General features: G+C 28.7%; 18 protein-coding genes. 16 read left to right on the top strand and 2 right to left on the bottom strand.

Annotated elements, in window-relative coordinates:
- The first annotated feature begins 103 nt into the window (after nt 1-103).
- From ABIN73_04535 to ABIN73_04460, 16 genes are all read left to right on the top strand, one after another.
- Complete coding sequence (locus tag ABIN73_04535) at nt 104-853, top strand: SCO family protein (GenBank protein MEO0268993.1); 750 nt, start codon at nt 104-106, stop codon at nt 851-853.
- Nucleotides 854-2470: a cbb3-type cytochrome c oxidase subunit I gene (locus tag ABIN73_04530; protein ID MEO0268992.1), complete on the top strand. Its 1617-nt coding sequence runs from the start codon at nt 854-856 to the stop codon at nt 2468-2470.
- Between the two features lie 20 nt (nt 2471-2490).
- Complete coding sequence (locus tag ABIN73_04525) at nt 2491-3234, top strand: cytochrome c oxidase subunit 3 (GenBank protein MEO0268991.1); 744 nt, start codon at nt 2491-2493, stop codon at nt 3232-3234.
- 9 nt (nt 3235-3243) lie between these two features.
- A complete protein-coding gene (locus ABIN73_04520; protein MEO0268990.1) occupies nt 3244-3528 on the top strand; it encodes a cytochrome C oxidase subunit IV family protein in 285 nt (94 codons plus the stop codon).
- Nucleotides 3528-4487: a cytochrome c oxidase subunit II gene (gene coxB / locus ABIN73_04515; protein ID MEO0268989.1), complete on the top strand. Its 960-nt coding sequence runs from the start codon at nt 3528-3530 to the stop codon at nt 4485-4487. The genes ABIN73_04520 and coxB overlap by 1 nt, the downstream gene beginning before the upstream one ends.
- Nucleotides 4484-5320 carry a protoheme IX farnesyltransferase gene (locus ABIN73_04510; protein MEO0268988.1) on the top strand — a complete coding sequence of 279 codons (837 nt, stop codon included), beginning with the start codon at nt 4484-4486 and terminating at the stop codon, nt 5318-5320. The genes coxB and ABIN73_04510 overlap by 4 nt, the downstream gene beginning before the upstream one ends.
- Nucleotides 5321-5403: 83 nt before the next feature.
- A complete protein-coding gene (locus ABIN73_04505) occupies nt 5404-6435 on the top strand; it encodes a cytochrome c (protein ID MEO0268987.1) in 1032 nt (343 codons plus the stop codon).
- The gene (locus ABIN73_04500; protein MEO0268986.1) at nt 6428-6937 is read left to right on the top strand and encodes a cytochrome c3 family protein; all 510 of its coding nucleotides are present in this window, start codon (nt 6428-6430) and stop codon (nt 6935-6937) included. The genes ABIN73_04505 and ABIN73_04500 overlap by 8 nt, the downstream gene beginning before the upstream one ends.
- A gap of 9 nt (nt 6938-6946) precedes the next feature.
- Entirely contained in the window at nt 6947-9733 is a 2787-nt protein-coding gene (locus ABIN73_04495; protein MEO0268985.1) for a 4Fe-4S dicluster domain-containing protein, read from the top strand.
- On the top strand, nt 9717-11024 hold the full coding sequence (gene nrfD, locus ABIN73_04490; protein MEO0268984.1) for an NrfD/PsrC family molybdoenzyme membrane anchor subunit: 1308 nt from the start codon (nt 9717-9719) through the stop codon (nt 11022-11024). The genes ABIN73_04495 and nrfD overlap by 17 nt, the downstream gene beginning before the upstream one ends.
- Nucleotides 11008-11418 carry a quinol:electron acceptor oxidoreductase subunit ActD gene (locus ABIN73_04485; GenBank protein MEO0268983.1) on the top strand — a complete coding sequence of 137 codons (411 nt, stop codon included), beginning with the start codon at nt 11008-11010 and terminating at the stop codon, nt 11416-11418. The genes nrfD and ABIN73_04485 overlap by 17 nt, the downstream gene beginning before the upstream one ends.
- A complete protein-coding gene (locus ABIN73_04480) occupies nt 11415-12233 on the top strand; it encodes a hypothetical protein (protein ID MEO0268982.1) in 819 nt (272 codons plus the stop codon). Before ABIN73_04485 ends, ABIN73_04480 begins: the two co-directional genes overlap by 4 nt.
- A gap of 52 nt (nt 12234-12285) precedes the next feature.
- Entirely contained in the window at nt 12286-12990 is a 705-nt protein-coding gene (locus ABIN73_04475) for a MerR family transcriptional regulator (GenBank protein MEO0268981.1), read from the top strand.
- Entirely contained in the window at nt 12987-13202 is a 216-nt protein-coding gene (locus tag ABIN73_04470) for a CDGSH iron-sulfur domain-containing protein (protein MEO0268980.1), read from the top strand. The genes ABIN73_04475 and ABIN73_04470 overlap by 4 nt, the downstream gene beginning before the upstream one ends.
- Nucleotides 13199-13774: a thioredoxin family protein gene (locus ABIN73_04465; protein MEO0268979.1), complete on the top strand. Its 576-nt coding sequence runs from the start codon at nt 13199-13201 to the stop codon at nt 13772-13774. Before ABIN73_04470 ends, ABIN73_04465 begins: the two co-directional genes overlap by 4 nt.
- A 35-nt stretch (nt 13775-13809) precedes the next feature.
- Nucleotides 13810-14205, top strand: a complete 396-nt coding sequence (locus ABIN73_04460; protein ID MEO0268978.1) for a DoxX family protein — start codon at nt 13810-13812, stop codon at nt 14203-14205.
- 11 nt (nt 14206-14216) lie between these two features.
- Here the strand turns inward: ABIN73_04460 and rgy are convergent, their stop codons facing one another.
- Nucleotides 14217-17660 (bottom strand): reverse gyrase, encoded by a 3444-nt coding sequence (rgy, locus tag ABIN73_04455; GenBank protein MEO0268977.1) that lies wholly within the window; start codon nt 17658-17660, stop codon nt 14217-14219.
- A complete protein-coding gene (locus ABIN73_04450) occupies nt 17642-18130 on the bottom strand; it encodes a hypothetical protein (GenBank protein MEO0268976.1) in 489 nt (162 codons plus the stop codon). Before ABIN73_04450 ends, rgy begins: the two co-directional genes overlap by 19 nt.
- Between the last annotated feature and the right edge of the window lie 29 nt (nt 18131-18159).

Here is an 18159-nt window from a genome sequence, read left to right as displayed (position 1 = left end):
AAAAAACTTTAAAAATTCAATGTAAATTACTTGATTTTTTAAAACGTTTATAGTATTATTTTAAAATTAAAAAAGGTTCAATTCCAGAATTAGATTTCATAAAATGTTTAACTTTATCCTGTTTTTTTTAATAATAAATGAAACCCCTGAAGTTGGGGTAGTTGAAAAAATCGGTTCTTATTTGCCGGGAGATATTTATTTTGTTAATTCAGAGGGAAAGGAGTTCACTCTAAAAGATATTTCTTTAAATAAAAAACCTTTTGTTCTTGTTCCTGTTTTTTATAGCTGTAAAATGGTATGTCCAATGATGCTTAATGAAATTGTTAATAATCTGGAAAAGATTACTTCAAAATTAGGTAAGGATTTTTATATTATTGTTTTCAGTTTTGATCTTAAAGATGATGTTAATAAAGCATTAGAAATCAAAAAAGAATATTTTTTGTCTCTGAATAAAAATATTGATGAAAATGGTTTTAATTTCACGGTTTTGAAAGATTCCTCTAATCTTTATAGATTGACTATGTCTCTTGGATTTTATTTTAAGAAAGAAAATGGCACTTTAATTCATCCAAGTTCTTACATTTTTATTTCACCCGATTTAAAGATAGTAAGGTATATATATGGACCTGAACTTTTACCCCTTGATTTTGAATTAGCCTTACACGAAGCCTCAGAGGGTAAACTGGGAGGAATTAGAGTAAAAGCCACAAGGTTCTGTTTTAATTATGACCCAAAGGGTAGAAAATATGTTTTCAATTTCATTAAAGTTTTTATGACTTTCTCTATGATTTTTGTTATTTCTTTTGCCTTATTTTTAACTTTATGGATTAAAAAAGGAAAAAGGGAGGATTAAATGGAAGTTTATATACCTTATTATAAATCCGAAAGTAAATTCAGGGGGATTTTTTCCTGGATTTTTTCTACTGATCATAAAAGGATAGCCATTCTTTATCTTGTTACTATTTCTGTTTTCTTCCTTGTTGCTGTAACACTTGGTTTTCTAATGAGAATTGAGCTTATGAAAACGGGAAAGCAGATTTTTGATGCAAGAACCTATAACCAGGTATTTACCCTTCATGGAGTTATAATGATATTCTTATTTGTAATTCCTGTAATTCCAGCTGTTATGGGTAATTTCTTTCTTCCAATTTTAATAGGAGCAAGGGATGTTGCTTTTCCAAGGATAAATTTGCTCTCCTGGTGGTTATTTCTTTCTGGTGGAATAGTTGCTTTAATTTCCCTTCATACAGGAAAGGGTTTTGCTGACACAGGCTGGACTTTTTATGCTCCTTACAGTTTAAGGACAGGAACCAATGTTTCTCTTTCTGCCTTTGCTGCGTTTATTATTGGATTTTCATCAATTTTAACAGGTCTTAATTTTATTGCTACAATACACAGGTTAAGAGCAAAAAATTTTAGATGGTTTAATCTTCCTCTTTTTGTATGGGCAATATATGCGACTTCCTGGATTCAGGTAATTGCAACTCCTATAGTTGGTCTAATTCTTTTCCTTGTTATTTTAGAGAGAATTTTTGGTATAGGGCTTTTTGATCCTTCAAAAGGAGGGGATCCTATTATGTTTCAGCATATTTTCTGGATTTATTCCCATCCAGCTGTATATATAATGATTCTTCCTGCAATGGGAGTTATTTCGGAAATTATTCCCACTTTTGCAAGAAGAAAAATTGCAGGTTATAAGGCAATTGCCTTTTCTTCCCTTGCTATTGCTTTTATAGGATACCTTGTCTGGGGTCATCATATGTTTACAAGTGGAATGGCTGATTTTGCAAGGATTATTTTTTCTTTACTTACCTTTCTTGTTGCAGTTCCTTCAGGTGTTAAGGTTTTTAACTGGGTGGCAACCTTATATAAGGGTTCAATTAATTTAAAATCACCACTTCTTTTTGCTTTAGCTTTCATATTTTTGTTTTCCATAGGTGGTTTAACTGGACTTATAAATGGTGCCCTTGCCTCTGATATTCACATTCACGATACTTATTTTGTTGTTGCTCACTTTCATTATACTATGTTTGGAGGCGTAGGTTTTGGTTTTTTTGCTGCAATGCATTACTGGTATCCAAAAATGTTTGGTAAAATGTATAATGAAACTCTTGCAAAAATTTACTTTTTTCTAATGTTTATCGGTTTCAATATTCTTTATTTTTCAATGATGATTTTAGGAGTAATGGGTATGCCGAGAAGATATTATGATTATCTTCCCCAGTATGAGCCCCTTCAATTTTTAGCAACAGTTGGTTCATGGATTTTAGTTCCTGGTATATTTTTAATGGTTTTCAATTTTGTTTATCATCTTTTTAAAGGTAAAAAAGCTGAACAAAATCCCTGGGGAGGAGTAACCCTCGAGTGGCAGATTCCTTCACCTCCACCAGCTGAAAATTTTGATTATGAAGTTGTTGCACCCGATGAACCTTATGATTTTAAGAAAATCAGGGAAAAATTAAAAGTATAAGATTTTAAGAGGGATTTAAAATGGAAAGAGTAATGGAAATCACTCATATTCACAGAGATATAAAGGGTGCTAAAATTGGAATGTGGCTCTTTCTATTCTCTGAACTTTTATTTTTTGGTGGTTTATTTCTTATTTACTCTGTTTTTAGATATTCTTTTCCAGAAGATTTTGCAAAAGGTTCAAGAGAATTAAATTTAACTATAGGAACTATAAATACAATTGTTTTGCTTTCAAGCAGTCTAACTGTTGCCCTTTCAATTGCCGCCTTTGAAAAAGGTAAAAAAAGTCATTCGCTATTTTTTGTTTTCTTAACAATATTTTTCGCTCTTTTGTTTCTTGTTAACAAATATTTTGAATGGTCAGACAAGATTAAACACGGAATATATCCTGGATCTGATTTTCTAACCAGTATCTCAAGGGGAGAAGCTTCCTTCTTTAATCTTTATTATGTAATTACAGGTATCCATGGTTTACATGTTCTTATCGGAGTTATAATCTTTATTGTGATGTTTTTTATATATTTAAAAGAGCCAAGAAAGAAAATAAGTCTATGGGGGAGTGAACTAAAGAGTTTAAAGGGGAAAAGTATTCTTGGAATTGAAATTAATGAAAATGTTAAAGAAGTTAAACTTGATATCCGGTTAATTGAGAAAGAGGAAATTGTTAAGAAAGTTGATTATACAAAACTTTTTAATGCTGGATTATACTGGCATTTTGTTGATATTGCCTGGATATTTATTTTCCCATTGTTCTATCTAATTTAGGAGGTAAAAATGGAAAATAAAGAAACAGGATATTCCCTCTATTTTTATACCTGGCTTAGCCTTATTATTTTAACATTTTTGACAGTAACCTTAACTGCTTTAAGAATTTTTAATGCATCAATAATTATTGCTCTTACAATTGCTGGAATAAAATCCACTCTTGTAGTTCTTTATTTTATGCATCTTAAATATGAAGATAGGATTTTTAAATATATGGTTTTATTTGCCCTTTCTTCACTTGCTATTATTCTGATTTTACTTTTTTCTGATTATCCTTTCAGAGGAGGAGTATAATGGCTAATTTTACAAGGGATGTTGATAATGTTTTTTTATATATAGGTGGAATTGGATTTTTTCTCTTACTTTTAATAACTTTTTTAATGCTCTTTTTTATTTTCAAATATAGAAGTTCTAAAAATAAAGAGGCAGAAGATGTAAAAGATAATATAGTTCTGGAAATTACATGGACTCTCATTCCCACAATAATTGTTCTTTCAATGTTTTATTATGGATTTTATGTTTTTAAAAAGATGAGATATATTCCCCCTGAGGCTTATGAAATTAAAGTTACGGGTAGACAGTGGTCATGGCTTTTTGAATATGAAAACGGTTTTAAAAGCGACACCCTTTATCTTCTTTTGAATAAGCCTGTAAAACTTACAATGAAAACTACGGATGTTATTCATTCTCTTTATATTCCTGCTTTCAGGATCAAAGAAGACCTTGTTCCCGGTTATGAGACATATATTTCTCTTACTCCAGAAGATACAGGAACTTATGATTTACTCTGTGCAGAATATTGCGGTGATTTACATTCTTATATGGTAACTAAGGTAAAGGTTTTGGAAGAGGAAAAATTTTATTCAAAGATTAAGGTTGAAAAAGAACTTGAAGAAAAAGTGGAAAAAGCTGAAGAAAAAGCTCCTGAGAAAAAGGAGGAAAAATCAGGTCTTGATATTGATTTAGTTGAAAAAGGAAAGAAATTGGTCTCAGAAAATGCATGTATTGCTTGTCATTCAACGGATGGTTCAAAGTCCATAGGTCCGAGTTTTAAAGGAATGTATGGAAAGAAGGAAGTTGTTTTTTCAGAGGGTAAAGAATTAGAGATTGTTGCGGATGATGAATATTTAAAGGAGTCAATATTGGAACCAGCTAAAAAAGTAGTTAAGGGATATGAGAATCTAATGCCTCCTTCTGAGTTAAAGGAAGAAGAATTAAAGGCTATTATTGAGTATATAAAGTTTCTTAAATGAAATTTATTAGAATTTATCTTTCCTTAACAAAGTTTAAAATTGCTTTCCTTTCTACTTTTTCAGGATTGTTGGGTTATTATATAAAATTTAAAAATTTTTATGATTTATTTTTTATTTTTATTTCTCTTTATTTTTTAGCTTCAGGCTCCCTTTCCTTAAATCAGTATATTGAAAGGGATTTTGATAAGTTAATGGAAAGAACAAAAAATAGACCTATTGTTAAAGGTGATATATCTCCCTTTTTTGCTTTTTTAATTTCTATTTTTCTTATAACTTCAGGTTTAACTTTAATTTTTTTAAAATTTGGAGTTTTTGCTTTTATTCTTGGTTTTATTACTTTTTTTATTTATATTTTTATTTATACACCTTTAAAGAAAAAAACTCCTTATGCTTTTTTGCCTGGTTCCATAATTGGAGCCCTGCCTCCTCTTATAGGGTGGGTTTCAGCAGGTGGTAATCCCTTTTCTCCCACTATATTATCCCTTTCCTTTTATTTTCTTTTATGGCAGATTCCCCATTTTATGCTTTTATTTTATATTATGAGTGATGATTATAAAAAGGCAGGCTTTAGAACAATTAAGGATATTTTTGATGAGAGGAAAATAAGTATAATTCTTTACAATTTAATTTCAGCTGCTTTGCTTTTTACCTTGAGTTTTCCTTTGTTCAGTGTTGTTCACAGTAAAACTTATTTTATTTTTTCCTTATTCACTGCAATTTATTTATTATTAATCTTTTCTTATATTAAAAATTTAAAAAATTTTAAAAAAGTATTCCAATTGATTAATTACTATACTCTTTTTTTGATTATAACTATAATGATTTTGAGATAAAAGATAACTACCTTTCAAGTTGCCTCTTTAATACTATTTGAATTTTAGATTAATATTTTTTTAAAATTAATTTTAGAATTTCTATGAAATTAGAACTCCTTAATATTCTGGTCTATTTTCTACCGGTGGTTTATCTACTTGTTTTTTTATCTTACTTTTTATTTATTTATTATATTTTTGATAAAAAAAGAATCCTTTTAAATACATTTTTTGAACTCATTATTTTCTTTATACCTCTTTTGATATTGATAGTTATTCTATATGTTTTAACTGGTTATAAAAATCCCTATTTTTCTTTTGCCTTTATATTTTACATATTTTCTTATATTTCAATTAACTTTAAGCCCCTTTATAGCAGGAATCTTTCTTTTATTCTCTTTCTCTTTTCACTCTTTTTCTTTTCCTCTTCAATAACACTTTATCTTGATTCTGAAAAAATGCTTTTTGTTAAAAGTTTAAAAGATATACTTTATTCCTTTAATGTTTTCGCAAAATTTTTTTCTATTTTTATATTCTTATTGTTGCTTTATTACTTTTTAAAAATTAAAAAGAGTATATTTTACTTTTTCCTTTTTTTATTCCCAATTTTTTATTTCTGGGATACTTTAACACTTCCCGATGTTTCCCTCATAAAACCTTATTTTTATCTTTCCATAATATTTTTATTTTCCCTTTACTTACTTGTTTTAAATTTAAACAAAGAAAATAATCAGATAAAATTTTTATTAATTTTTTTATTAACACTTCCCCTTTTTATTTCAAGAGATTTAGAAGTTTTTTATTTTGTTAATAAAGAAAAATTTTTCCTTAAAAGTGAAGAGCTAAAAGCTTTGGAACCGGAAGAGAAGATAATAGAGAAAAAGGGTATAGAAGGAAAAAAAGTTTTTGATGATTTATGCTCTTCCTGTCACTCCTTTGAACAGAAAGTTGTGGGTCCTCCCTTTAAAGAAGTTTTACCAAAATATAAAGGAGACCTCGCAAAACTTAAGTCTTTTATAAAAAATCCTTCTAAAATTAATCCTCTCTATCCTCCTATGCCAAATCTTGGATTAAAAGATAAAGAAATAGATGCTGTTATTGAATACCTTATGGAGGAGTTAAAAAAATATGAATAAATTTTTTAAAATTTTTTATGCTTTTTACCTTTCAATTTTTGCCATAATCTTTCTTTTCTATATGAATATTATTGAAAAAAGGAAAAATTCTCCTATCCAGCCTGTAAAGTTCTCCCATAAAATTCATGCCTATAAACTTTCCCTTGATTGCACCTTTTGTCATGAAAAGGTAGAAAAGTCAACTGTTACTTTACCTCCTCCTCTTAGCTTATGTATGACCTGTCATGAAAGTGTTAAAAAGGATTCCCCGGAAATTATTAAACTTACAACATACTATAATAAGGGGGAACCTGTTCCGTGGGTAAAGGTGCATAAATTTAAAGATTGGGTTTATTTTTCTCACAAAAGACATATAGAAAAGGGTATAGATTGTACTTTATGTCACGGTGAAATAAAGGCAATGGATGTTGTAAGAAAGGTGAGGTCAATGAGGATGGGTTTCTGTGTAAAATGTCATGAAATAAATGGTGCTGAAAGAGATTGCAGTGTTTGCCATAAATAGGAGGAAAAAATGAAAAGAAGAGATTTTATTAAATTTCTTGGTTTAACATCTTTTTCCTTTTTTGCAAAATCATGCGGTTTAAAGGATACTTCTGAAAAATTAATTCCTTTTTTAATTCCACCTGATGAAGGTTTTATTCCAGGTGAACCGGTTTATAAGAGAACAGTCTGTATGGAATGTCCTTATATGTGTCCAGTTGAGGCTAAACTTTATGATAAAGTTTATAAGGGAAAAAGAAAATTTTATCCTGTAAAATTTGAGGGTTTATCTTCTTTTCCCTTTACAGGTGGATCTCTATGTATAAGGGGTCAGGCTTCCTTGCAGAGAACTTTCAGTGAAAAGAGATTAAAGGATGTAATTTTAAAGGAAAAAGGAGGTTTTAAAAAATCTGATTGGTCTTCAGTTTATAATATTTTAGGTGAAAATTTAAAAAATGGGAAAAATTACCTTTTAACAGGAAAGTTACAGAGTTCATTGAAAAATTTAACAGAGATTTTCTGTAAGGAGTATAATTTTAAAAGAATTAATTTTGAATTTTTCAATTTTTCAAATATAAGAAAGGCTAATGAAGTATGTTTTGGAATAAGGGATATACCTTTTTATCATTTTGATAAAGCTGAATTTTTATTAACCTTTGGAACAAGTTTTCTTGAAGGTTTTTTGAATCCATTAACATTTTCTAAATTCTTTTCAGAAAAGAAATTTGAATGGTTCCATTTTGAACCCCATTTTTCCCTTACAGGAATGAATTCTGATAAAAGAATAATATTAAAACCTGAATCTGAAATTTTTATTATGATTTATCTTTTAAGAAAACTTATTGAAAGTAGAGGGGAGTTTAAGGAAATTTTAGAGTATTTACCTTCTTATGAACTTGATTTTGTTGCTGAAAATTTAGGTGTGGATAAAAATCTTTTAAAAGAAATTGAGGAAAAATCTTTGAATTTAAAATCCCTTATTGTAGCTGGTGATATATCTTCAATGACAGAGAACGGTTTTTATCTAAACATACTTGTGAATATTTTCAACTATTTAAAAGGAAATTATCCTGAGGTGATAGATTTTAATTATTCTTACGGGTTTGAAGATATTGATTTTTCTGAGGATATAGAAAGAGAAATTGATAAGGCTTCTGGCGAGGAAAATAATATACTTTTTGTAAATAATATTAATATTTTTAAATTTCTGAAAAAAGAAAAGTTAGAGAAATTCTTAAAAAGTTTTAAAATTAAAGTTTTATTTTCAGATACATATATTGATAATATTGATAAGTTTGATATTATTCTTCCCCTTTCAACTTTTCCCGAATTTAGCGGGTTTGCTGAAACCTTTAAAAACTTTTTTGTTATTCAGGAAAAGTTAATGGAAAAGATTTATGATACAAAATCTTTTGGTGAGGTAATATTTGACCTTTTAAAAATTAATAATAAGATAGAATATGAGAATTTTGAAGATTATGTGAAAAGGGAACTTGATAACACTTTAGGTGAAAGAAAAAGTGAAATTTTTGAAAAGGGTTATGTTGTTTTAGATAAATTTTTTAAATTTGAATTTAAAAAGGATAATGTATTAAAAGAAATTAAAAACTTTAATATAAAAGAAATTTCTTTTAAAGATACTTTAATAGTGTCGCCTTCTTTAAGATTTTACGATGGAAGATCTTCTTCAATTATGCTTTTAAATGAGATTCCTGATCCTTTAAGCACAATTTCTTATAGGAAATTTCTTTATGTTTCAGAAGATTTTGCAAGTAAAAGAAGTTTAAAAAATGGTGACGAGGTTTCTCTAAGTTATGAAGGTAAAGAAATTAAATTACCTATTTTTATAACAAAGTTTTTAAAAGAAAATGTCTTTGTTCTTGATATTAATTTTTATGAGGGTCCTTTCAGTGTAAAAGAGAATACAAAGGATTTTGTTGTTTATTTTAATTTAGAAAGTATAGAAAAAACAGGAAGAAGGGAAAATTTACCAATACTTTCAGGTTCTTTTTTAGATTATGGAAGAATTTTGAACCGTGATTTTAAAGAACATAATGATATCAAAAAAAAGACTGAATATTTAAAAAGTATATATGGTGAGCATGAGCACCTTAAATACAGATGGGCTATGGTTATAGACCTTGATAAATGTATAGGATGTTCTGCATGTGTAGCAGCCTGTTACCTTGAGAATAATATCCCATGTACAGGTTATGAAGAGCATTTAAAGGGAAGGGAAATGTCATGGATAAGGATAGAACCCTATATAAACAATGATAAATTTGAATTTGTTCCCATGTTATGTCAGCATTGTGATTATGCACCCTGTGAGCCTGTTTGTCCTGTTTCTGCTACCTATCATAATCCAGAAGGTTTAAATGTTCAGGTTTATAACAGGTGTGTTGGGACAAGATATTGTTCTAATAACTGTCCTTACAAGGTTAGAAGGTTTAACTGGTTTGATTGGTCAGAGAAAAAAACTGCTCCTTATTTGTATTTTACAGAGGAATTAAAGTTAATGACAAATCCTGAAGTTTCAATAAGACCAAAGGGAGTTATGGAAAAATGTTCTTTTTGTATTCAGAGAATAAGGAAAGCAAAGGATAGGGCGAAGGACGAGGGGAGAGATGTAAAAGATGGTGAGGTTGTTCCTGCTTGCATGCAAACTTGTCCGACTAAGGCGATAATTTTTGGTAATATAAAGGATCAAAATTCGGAAGTTTATAAAAAATCAAAGGAAAAAAGTTTCAGGATTTTAGAAGAACTTGGAGTTGAACCCTCAGTATATTATATAAAAAATAATGAAGGAAAAATTTGAAAAAATAGAAAGGAATATTCTATCAATTTTATGGAAAGTTGATAAATTTTATATTTTTTGCTTAACTGTTTCACTTCTTATGCTCCTTACTGGTGCTTTGAGCTGGAGTTATCAGATTATAAGAGGTATTGGAGTTTCTGGAAAAACAAATCCTGTTGGATGGAAGGTTTATATTACAAATTTTGTCTTCTGGGTAGGAATTGCACATTCAGGAACACTTATTTCAGCGGTATTATTTCTATTAAGGGCAAAATTTCGCTCAAGATTTAATCGCTCAGCAGAAGCAATGACAGTTTTTGCAATAATGGTAGCTGGTTTATTCCCATTAATACATCTTGGAAGAGTCTGGAAATTTTACTGGCTTTTGCCTTATCCAAATCAAAGGCACTTATGGATTAATTTTAAATCTCCTCTTATATGGGATGTATTTGCTGTAAGCACATATTTTACTGTTAGTTTAATTTTTTTCTATGTTGGAATGATACCGGATCTTGCCGTTGCAGCGAGGTATTATAAGGATAAAATAAGGAATCTGTTTTATAAAATTCTTTCTATTGGTTTTAAGGGAACAAAAAGAGAGTGGGAGAATTATAATCAGCTTTATTTGTACTTGGCTGCTTTTGCAACTCCGCTTGTTGTTTCTGTTCATTCTGTAGTTTCATGGGATTTTGCAATGAGTATTTTACCGGGATGGCATACAACAATTTTTGCACCCTATTTTGTTGCTGGAGCAATTTTTTCTGGTTCTGCAATGGTAATTACTTTAACAGTTCCTTTAAGAAAAATTTTAAAACTTGAAAATTATATAAGAAAGGAGCATTTTGATGACCTTTCAAAAATTCTTTTATTTACTTCCCTTATAGTAACCTATTCTTACATTGTAGAACTTTATTTAGCCTTTTACGGGGAAAATCCTTTTGAAAAGGAACTTTTCAGGTTCAGAGTTTTAGGTGGTGCAAAAATTTTCTTTTTTATAATGATTCTTTGTAATTCTATAATGCCTCTTTCCCTTTTTGTGAGTAAATTAAGGAGAAATATACCTTATCTTTTTGTTTTATCAATATTTGTGAATATCGGAATGTGGTATGAAAGATTTGTAATTGTAACTTCGTCTTTATCAAGAGATTATAATCCCTATGCCTGGGGTAGTTATGCACCCAGTTTAATTGAGATAGGAATAACTATTGGAAGTTTTGGGTTATTTCTTACCCTGTATTTAATTTTTATAAAAATTTTCCCTTTTCTTTCAATAACAGAAATAAAGGAGGAGGAAAATGAGATACACCTTTGATAATGAAAGGGAATTTTTAGAAAAATACAGGGAACTGATTGAAAGAGGAATAAGAAGAGAAAAAATTAAGACTTTTACTCCCTGCCCTGTAAAAAATTTTCACGATAGAGATAAAGGTATTGTAAAATATTTTACACTTATTGGTTCAATTACAGGATTTCTTATGGGTATTTTTTTAACAACAATATCATCTCTTGAATGGAATGAAATACTTGGAGGTAAAAAACCCCTTTCAATACCTGCATTTATAATTATTTACTATGAACTTATAATACTTTTTGGTGCTGTTTTTTCCTTTATCGGTTTTTTAATTTTAAAAGGTTTAAACTTAAATAAGATTTTGAAGGGTGAAGAATTTAAAAATGAATATATAATTGAAATAGAGGAAAAATGAAGGTTTTATTTTTTTTAATTCTAACTATTTATTCTTTTCTTATACAGATTTTTTATGGACTTCCTGCACTGCAGGCAATATCTTTCCTTTCAAGGGGAGAGTGGCTAAAAAAACTAAAGGATGAACATTTGAAAGTCACAAAATTTTTAATATTCATGCCTTTTATAACTCTTCTTTTTATACCTTTTACAAAGTATTACCCCTGGATAGGTAAAAAGGGAATCTGGTTTAACCCTTATTTCTTTGTTATCAGGAATTTTTTACTACTTCTAATTTCTTATTATTTTGCTTTAGTTTTTAAAAGAAAAATAAGAGGTCAGAATGCCCATTTATACCTTTTAAGCTTTGTTTTAAGCCAATCCCTTTTTGCTTTTGATTTAATTTTATCTCTTGAATATCCCTTTTATTCTACTCTTTATGGTGCTTACTTTTTTATAGAAAGCGTTTATATTTCTCTGTGTCTGAATCATTTTTATTTAATTAAAATGGAAGATAAAGAAATTCTTTACAAAAATTCTTCAATGATATTTGGCTTTTCCCTCATGTGGGCTGGTTTATTTTTTGCACAATATCTTGTGATTTGGTATGGAAATTTACCTGAAGAAACCCATTTTCTTATTAGAAGAACCTCGGAGTTTCCTTTCAATTTTCTTTCTCCTTTTATAATTTTGTTCTCCTTTTTGATCCCGTTTCCGGCACTCGCACCCAAAAGCTCTAAGTTGAATAAAAAACTTTTAAATTTCTTTTCCCTTTTAATAATACTCGGTCTTTTCATCGAAAGGGTAGTAATAATCTTCCCTGCAATTTTTAAATAAATTAAATTTAAATTTAACTTGAAATTTTATTTTTAAGAGGGTATAATAAAATATGAACTTAAATCCAGATTTAAAAAAAAATTTAATGACAATAGGTGAGGTGATAGATTATTTAAAAAAGTATTTTGATAATGTTACAAGTAGTAAGTTAAGGTTTTATGAAAAGGAGGGATTAATTATTCCGAAGAGAACAAAGGGAGGGCATAGGTTATACTGTTCAGAAAGTGTTAAGATTTTAAGGCTTATTTTGGAGATGAGGGAAAAATACAGAATGAGTCTTCCTGAGGTAAAAGTTTTTCTTTCCCGTATTAAGAAGGATAAATCTTTGCTTTTGCTTTTTGAAGAGATAGTTAAATATTCTGATCTGACTTTTGAAAGAGCTGATCTTTCTGAGCTTGAAAGAAGATATAAATTTTCAAAGGATCATATTAAGAAACTGGAAAAAATTGGTTTGATAGTTAAGTGTCCAAAGACAGGTAAATATTATGGAGAATCTTTGAAGTTGATAGATATTTTGAATGATTTAGCAAATAGTGGTGTTGATCTTGAAAAAATTTACAAAATAATAGAAAAAGTAAAAGAAATTTCAGAAATTGAATCTCAAGTTTTTAGTGTTATTAAAGAGAATGGGATAAAACTTTTTGAAGTAAAGGAAAAAATTTCCCGTTTAAAAGATATACTTTTTGTTTTATATTTAAAGAAATTTTTACTTGAGAAGGGTTCAAATCCTTCAAAAAAGGAGAAAAGGGAATTATGAAAATAAATTCAAAGAAAAATGGTCCCAATGTTTTAATGTTTGATAAAGTGAAGAAAATAATAATTAAAAGAGGTGATAGTGTAGAGGAAAAGGAATTGCAGGTTATAGCTTTTTGCAGATGTGGTCACAGCAAAAATAAGCCCTTCTGTGATGGAACACACAAGGAGGTAAATTTTAATGCTGATGAAGCTGAAATTGAGATAAAGGAATGATAGAGAAAGTTCTTTTTGATAAAGGTTTATCTTTCAAAGATTATATTGAAAAAATGTCTGATTTAAAGTATATAACAGAGGAAATATATAGTAAATTGGTTATTGATGATGATATAAAAAAAGAAATAAGAAAAAGGATAGAAAAATATGGAACAATGAATGTTCTATGTGTGACAGAACCTTTCTGTGGAGATTCTGCCTGTAATTTACCTATAGTTAAGAAAATTTTTGAAGAAGAAAATGTAAATTTAAGGATATTTATAAGGTCTTTAAATTCTTATCTTGAAGAAAAGCTTTATTCAAGAGGTATTAAAAAAATACCGGTTTTTATTTTTTATGATTCAGAATTTAGAGAAATTTCTATATGGATAGAAAGGCCCAAAAAGGCTTATGAGTTAATAGATAAATGGAAAAGTGAACATCCTGAATATGAAAAACTTAAAAATTCTGAAGATAAGAGAGATAAAGAGAAATTGAATAGACTTTACAGAGAGCTTGTCAATTATATGAAAGAAAATTATATTTCCTTTCTTTGGAAAGACACTGCTTTAGAAATTCTTCATTTAATTTAAGGGTTCAAATCCCTTTATAAAAAAGGAGGAAAAATATGGAAATAGCCTTTTTAATAGGCAGAATTCTTTTTGGTTTATTTCATATTTTATTTGGTTTAAATCATTTTACGAAACTTTCAGCAATGGCTGCTTATGCGGGTTCAAAAGGTGTTCCTTTTCCAGTTCTTGCTGTTTTATTAACTGGTTTTTTGCTTTTGATTGGTGGTCTTTTTATACTTTTAGGAATTTATCCAAGAATTGGAATTTTAGCTCTTGTTATATTTTATATTCCAGTGACTTTAATAATGCATAATTTCTGGGCTGCTACTGATCCTATGGCAAAGACTATGGATATGATAAGTTTCTTTAAAAATATGATTATATTGGGTTCCAGTTTAATGTTTTTAATGATACCTGAGCCATGGAAATTTTCAATTACGGGTAAAAAGTAAGATTTTTGGATTTATTTATTAATATTTATAATTTTTTGATAAAGTTCTTTTAGAATATTTTGATAATTTTCTTTACCTTCCTCAACTTCGTCCATAATTTTTTCAAGTTCTCCTGTAAATTCTTCTGATAAAAAATCTTTTATTTTTTCTCTTTGTGATAAATATTTATAAACTTTTTTACCAAGTTCGGTTGGATAAAGAAAGTTATTTTTTTCTATGACATATTCCCTTTCAATTAATTTTTCTATAATAGTAGCGTATGTAGAAGGTCTTCCAATTCCTTTTCTCTTCATTTCTTCAACAAGTTCTCCATGTGTATAGGGAAAAGATTTCGGTAAGACTTTAAAAATTTTTTTATTTTCCACATTAATTTTCCCCTCAATTTTCTTTCCAAGGTCAATATACAAAATTTTGTTCCATCCATCCTGAAGAATATCTGTATTTATTTCTGTTTCAATTTCTCTATTTAGTGTTTTAATTAAAACTTTTAATTTTTTAAGTTTTATAGGTCTCATCTGACTTGCTATAAATCTCTTGAATATTAAAGAATATAAAAGTATATGTTCCTCTTTAATTCCTTCAATTTCACCACTCAGTAAGAGGGATTTTAAATCTTCAGGATCTATATTTTTTGTTGGTCTTATACATTCGTGAGCCCCACCTTCGGCCCAGAATCTTCCGTAAAAATAATCTTCACCGAATTCTTCCTTTATATATTCTTTTGCAAGATTCAGTCCATAATCTGAAACTCTTACTGAATCGGTTCTATGATATGTTATGAATCCAAGTTCAAAAAGTGTTTGAGCAAGTTCCATAGTTTTAGGAAGAGAAAATTTAAATCTATCACTTGCATCCTTTAACATTGTGTCTGTTCTGTAAGGTGGTAGGGGATTTTTTATTTCTTCTTCTTCCTTTAATATTTCAATATCAACATACTTTAAATCGTCAAAAAACTTCTTTGCTTCCTGTTTGTCTTCAAATATGAACTCAACTTTTAATTTTCTTCTTTCATCAAGGAATACTGTTATTTTGTAAATTTTCTTGAAGAATTCTTTTTCCCTTTCTATTATCCATTTTAGGACTGGAGTTTGAACTCTTCCAGCAGAAAGATGACTCATTTTAAAACTTGTTTGTAAAAGCTGTGAAAATTCAAAGCCAACCCACCTATCAGCTATTCTTCTTACAATCTGTGCTCTTACTAAATTTAAATCAAAATCTCTTGGCTCTTTTATTGCCTTTAATATCGCTCTCTTTGTAACTTCGTGAAATTCCATTCTTTTTATATTTTTTGAAACAGGTTTTAAGATTTCCATTATATCCCAGCCAATCTTTTCTCCTTCTGTATCAGGGTCAGTTGCTATTAGGATTTCTTCACTTTCTATTGCCATTTTCCTTAAACTTTTTATTATTCCTTCTTTCCCTTCTATAACTTCATAAACAGGTTCTATTTCTCCGTTTAAATTTATTCCGTGAAATCCCTCAGTTTTATTTAAATCAAGTATATGTCCCAAAGAACTTGTTATCATTATATATTTGTCTTCAATTGATGTTTCAAGGACATCATGTTCAAAAATTTTTCTTCTTATTGGTTTTCCAAAATAATTGGCAATTGTCCTTGCTTTATTTGGAGATTCAACTATAATAAGTAAGGGTTTTAAAATTTCCCTTGATTCTGGTTTGTAAATTCCTTTCATAAAATCTCTTATTTTTTTTCTGTCTTCTTCAATTTCTTTGATAATTTCATTAAGATTGACGGAATTTACTTCTTTAAATTCAATATCATCACTGAACCATCTAACTCTTTTTATAAGATGATTAAATGGTCTTTTTTCGTCAATAAGTAAAAGGGATACTCCCTTTGTTATACCTCCTGCATACATTCTTGATGTTCTTCCACTTGCTTGCAGATAACCTGTAGCATCGGAAAGATAGAGGAAATATTCTCCTTCCACATTTTTAAGAACGATTTCCTCTGATTCTTCAAGTATTTTAACAATTTCTTCTTCTTTTAAAAATTCGCTTATCTCTTTTACCAATTTATCAATTCTTTCTTTTAGTTTTAAATTTGTTTCTAAATATTCTTCACTTATTCCTCTGAATTTTTTTAATTCTTTGATCCAGTATTCGATTTTCTTTGAATACCTTGGAAATTTTTTAACTATATGGGATCTTATTGATGATATTGCCCATAATAAATGTAATGGGTTCTTTTCAAACTTTAATGAAATAACAATTTTGGGGACTCCGTAAAAAATTGCATATTTAACCACATGGGGCATATCAAAACCCCTTGCAAGTGGATTTTTATAAGAAGCAATGCCCACAAGAACATCAATTTCTCCCTTTTCATAAAGTTTTAATACTTCATCATCGATTTCCTCATAACTTTTAGCAATTATATTTTTTTCTTTTAATTCTTCAATAATTTTTTTAACTCCTTCTTTGCCTTTATCTGATGATAAAAAGATTAAACCACCTTTCCCTAAAAGTCTTATCCAGTCTTCAAGTTTTTTTTCATTTATAGGGGCATAAAGATCAGACACGTTTCTCAAATAAAAAATAGGTAAACCGACTTCAAACCCGAGGAGTTCTCTAAAAAGTCTAATTCTGTTTGTTTTGGGATTAGAGGTAGCAGATGAAACAACGAGAACTCCCTTTTTCTTTTCTGATATTTCTCTTAGATATTCTGAAATTTTATTAATTTTTTCTATATCTTCTTCATTTTTATTGGGTTTAGATTTAAGTTTTATCAAATTCATTGCCATTTCAATATCTTCTTCTTTAAATCCAAGAAGATAAAGGGCTTTATCTATATTTTGGGCAGTTTTCAGGAATGAATCCACATCATCAATAAATACAAAATCAAAATCTTTTGGAATGATTTCCTGATTTTTATAAAGGAACATTGAAGTAGTAATTAGAATTTTAAAATCTCCCCTTTTTAACCTTTCTTTCTTTTTTTCCTTTTTCCCTTTTCCTTCTTCTTTAAAGACAAGAATATTTTCCTCATTTACACCAAAATTTAAAATTTTTTTTTCAATCTGTTCAACAAGAAGAATTGTTGGTAAAATTAAATAGGATCTTTTATTTTTTCTTGCAAAAAAGGAAGCCATTGCTATTCCAAAAGAAGTTTTACCTATTCCTGTAGGAGCGAGGAGTGCGAAGGAGTGCTGTAGTAGTGCTCTTTTAGCCCATGTTGATTGTAAACTGTATGGTTTTGATTTCATATAATTTTCAAAATGTTTTTCCCACTCTTTAAGTTCTTTATTAAGGTTAAAAATTTTTTTTAGTTCACCTTCTTCAAGTTCCTCATAAAAATTTTCTTTTTCCTCTTTTAAACAATTAATACATGGTAATCCTTTAAAAAGTCTTTCTGACTCTATATCCTTTCCACAATTCGGACATAAATTTTTGAATTTTGCTTTTATTGTGTCAGTTAGAAGATTTCGTTCCATTTTTTTGCGAGTTCGTCTCTTCTTGGTTTATATATAATTTCGTAAAAACTTCTCTGTGAAAGTAAAATTCCTTTTTCATAGGATTTGCAGATATTTACTGCTTCTTCAAAAGCCTTTTCCCAGTTTCCTTTGAATTTTCTTTCAATTTGTTTTTGAAATTTTTCTTCAGTAAGGATTTCATTACCTATTACATAATATTTTTTTCCTTCTTTTTCAATGCAGTATGCGTATTCATCACCAATTCTATCAATTTTGAATTCGCCTTCTAATTTTTCTTTAATTTTTTCAAGTTCTTTTTGGGTTATTTCTTTTCCTGGTTCTTTTATTTTAGGTTTAAATCCCCTTTTAGCAGCAGCATAGAATATGGCTCTATTAAGTCCGAAGCTTTTTGCTTCATCTAATGGTTTTCCGAGACAGAAGGCTCTTGCAGCTTGAAGAGTTGCCATAACTTCAAATCTTCCTATTTTCATATATAAATTATAAAAGATATCAAAATTAT

The organism is candidate division WOR-3 bacterium (assembly GCA_039804025.1).
GTDB lineage: Bacteria > Hydrothermota > Hydrothermia > Hydrothermales > JAJRUZ01 > JBCNVI01.
Note: the sequence above shows the minus strand (reverse complement) of the source record. Positions and strands in the feature narration are given on the sequence as shown.

Excerpts from the sequence above, each read along its gene's own strand:
- ABIN73_04535 (MEO0268993.1), top strand. The coding sequence starts at position 104 with ATGTTTAACTTTATCCTGTTTTTTTTAATAATAAATGAAACCCCTGAA.
- ABIN73_04530 (MEO0268992.1), top strand. The coding sequence starts at position 854 with ATGGAAGTTTATATACCTTATTATAAATCCGAAAGTAAATTCAGGGGG.
- ABIN73_04525 (MEO0268991.1), top strand. The coding sequence starts at position 2,491 with ATGGAAAGAGTAATGGAAATCACTCATATTCACAGAGATATAAAGGGT.
- ABIN73_04520 (MEO0268990.1), top strand. The coding sequence starts at position 3,244 with ATGGAAAATAAAGAAACAGGATATTCCCTCTATTTTTATACCTGGCTT.
- coxB (MEO0268989.1), top strand. The coding sequence starts at position 3,528 with ATGGCTAATTTTACAAGGGATGTTGATAATGTTTTTTTATATATAGGT.
- ABIN73_04510 (MEO0268988.1), top strand. The coding sequence starts at position 4,484 with ATGAAATTTATTAGAATTTATCTTTCCTTAACAAAGTTTAAAATTGCT.
- ABIN73_04505 (MEO0268987.1), top strand. The coding sequence starts at position 5,404 with ATGAAATTAGAACTCCTTAATATTCTGGTCTATTTTCTACCGGTGGTT.
- ABIN73_04500 (MEO0268986.1), top strand. The coding sequence starts at position 6,428 with ATGAATAAATTTTTTAAAATTTTTTATGCTTTTTACCTTTCAATTTTT.
- ABIN73_04495 (MEO0268985.1), top strand. The coding sequence starts at position 6,947 with ATGAAAAGAAGAGATTTTATTAAATTTCTTGGTTTAACATCTTTTTCC.
- nrfD (MEO0268984.1), top strand. The coding sequence starts at position 9,717 with ATGAAGGAAAAATTTGAAAAAATAGAAAGGAATATTCTATCAATTTTA.
- ABIN73_04485 (MEO0268983.1), top strand. The coding sequence starts at position 11,008 with ATGAGATACACCTTTGATAATGAAAGGGAATTTTTAGAAAAATACAGG.
- ABIN73_04480 (MEO0268982.1), top strand. The coding sequence starts at position 11,415 with ATGAAGGTTTTATTTTTTTTAATTCTAACTATTTATTCTTTTCTTATA.
- ABIN73_04475 (MEO0268981.1), top strand. The coding sequence starts at position 12,286 with ATGAACTTAAATCCAGATTTAAAAAAAAATTTAATGACAATAGGTGAG.
- ABIN73_04470 (MEO0268980.1), top strand. The coding sequence starts at position 12,987 with ATGAAAATAAATTCAAAGAAAAATGGTCCCAATGTTTTAATGTTTGAT.
- ABIN73_04465 (MEO0268979.1), top strand. The coding sequence starts at position 13,199 with ATGATAGAGAAAGTTCTTTTTGATAAAGGTTTATCTTTCAAAGATTAT.
- ABIN73_04460 (MEO0268978.1), top strand. The coding sequence starts at position 13,810 with ATGGAAATAGCCTTTTTAATAGGCAGAATTCTTTTTGGTTTATTTCAT.
- rgy (MEO0268977.1), bottom strand. The coding sequence starts at position 17,660 with ATGGAACGAAATCTTCTAACTGACACAATAAAAGCAAAATTCAAAAAT.
- ABIN73_04450 (MEO0268976.1), bottom strand. The coding sequence starts at position 18,130 with ATGAAAATAGGAAGATTTGAAGTTATGGCAACTCTTCAAGCTGCAAGA.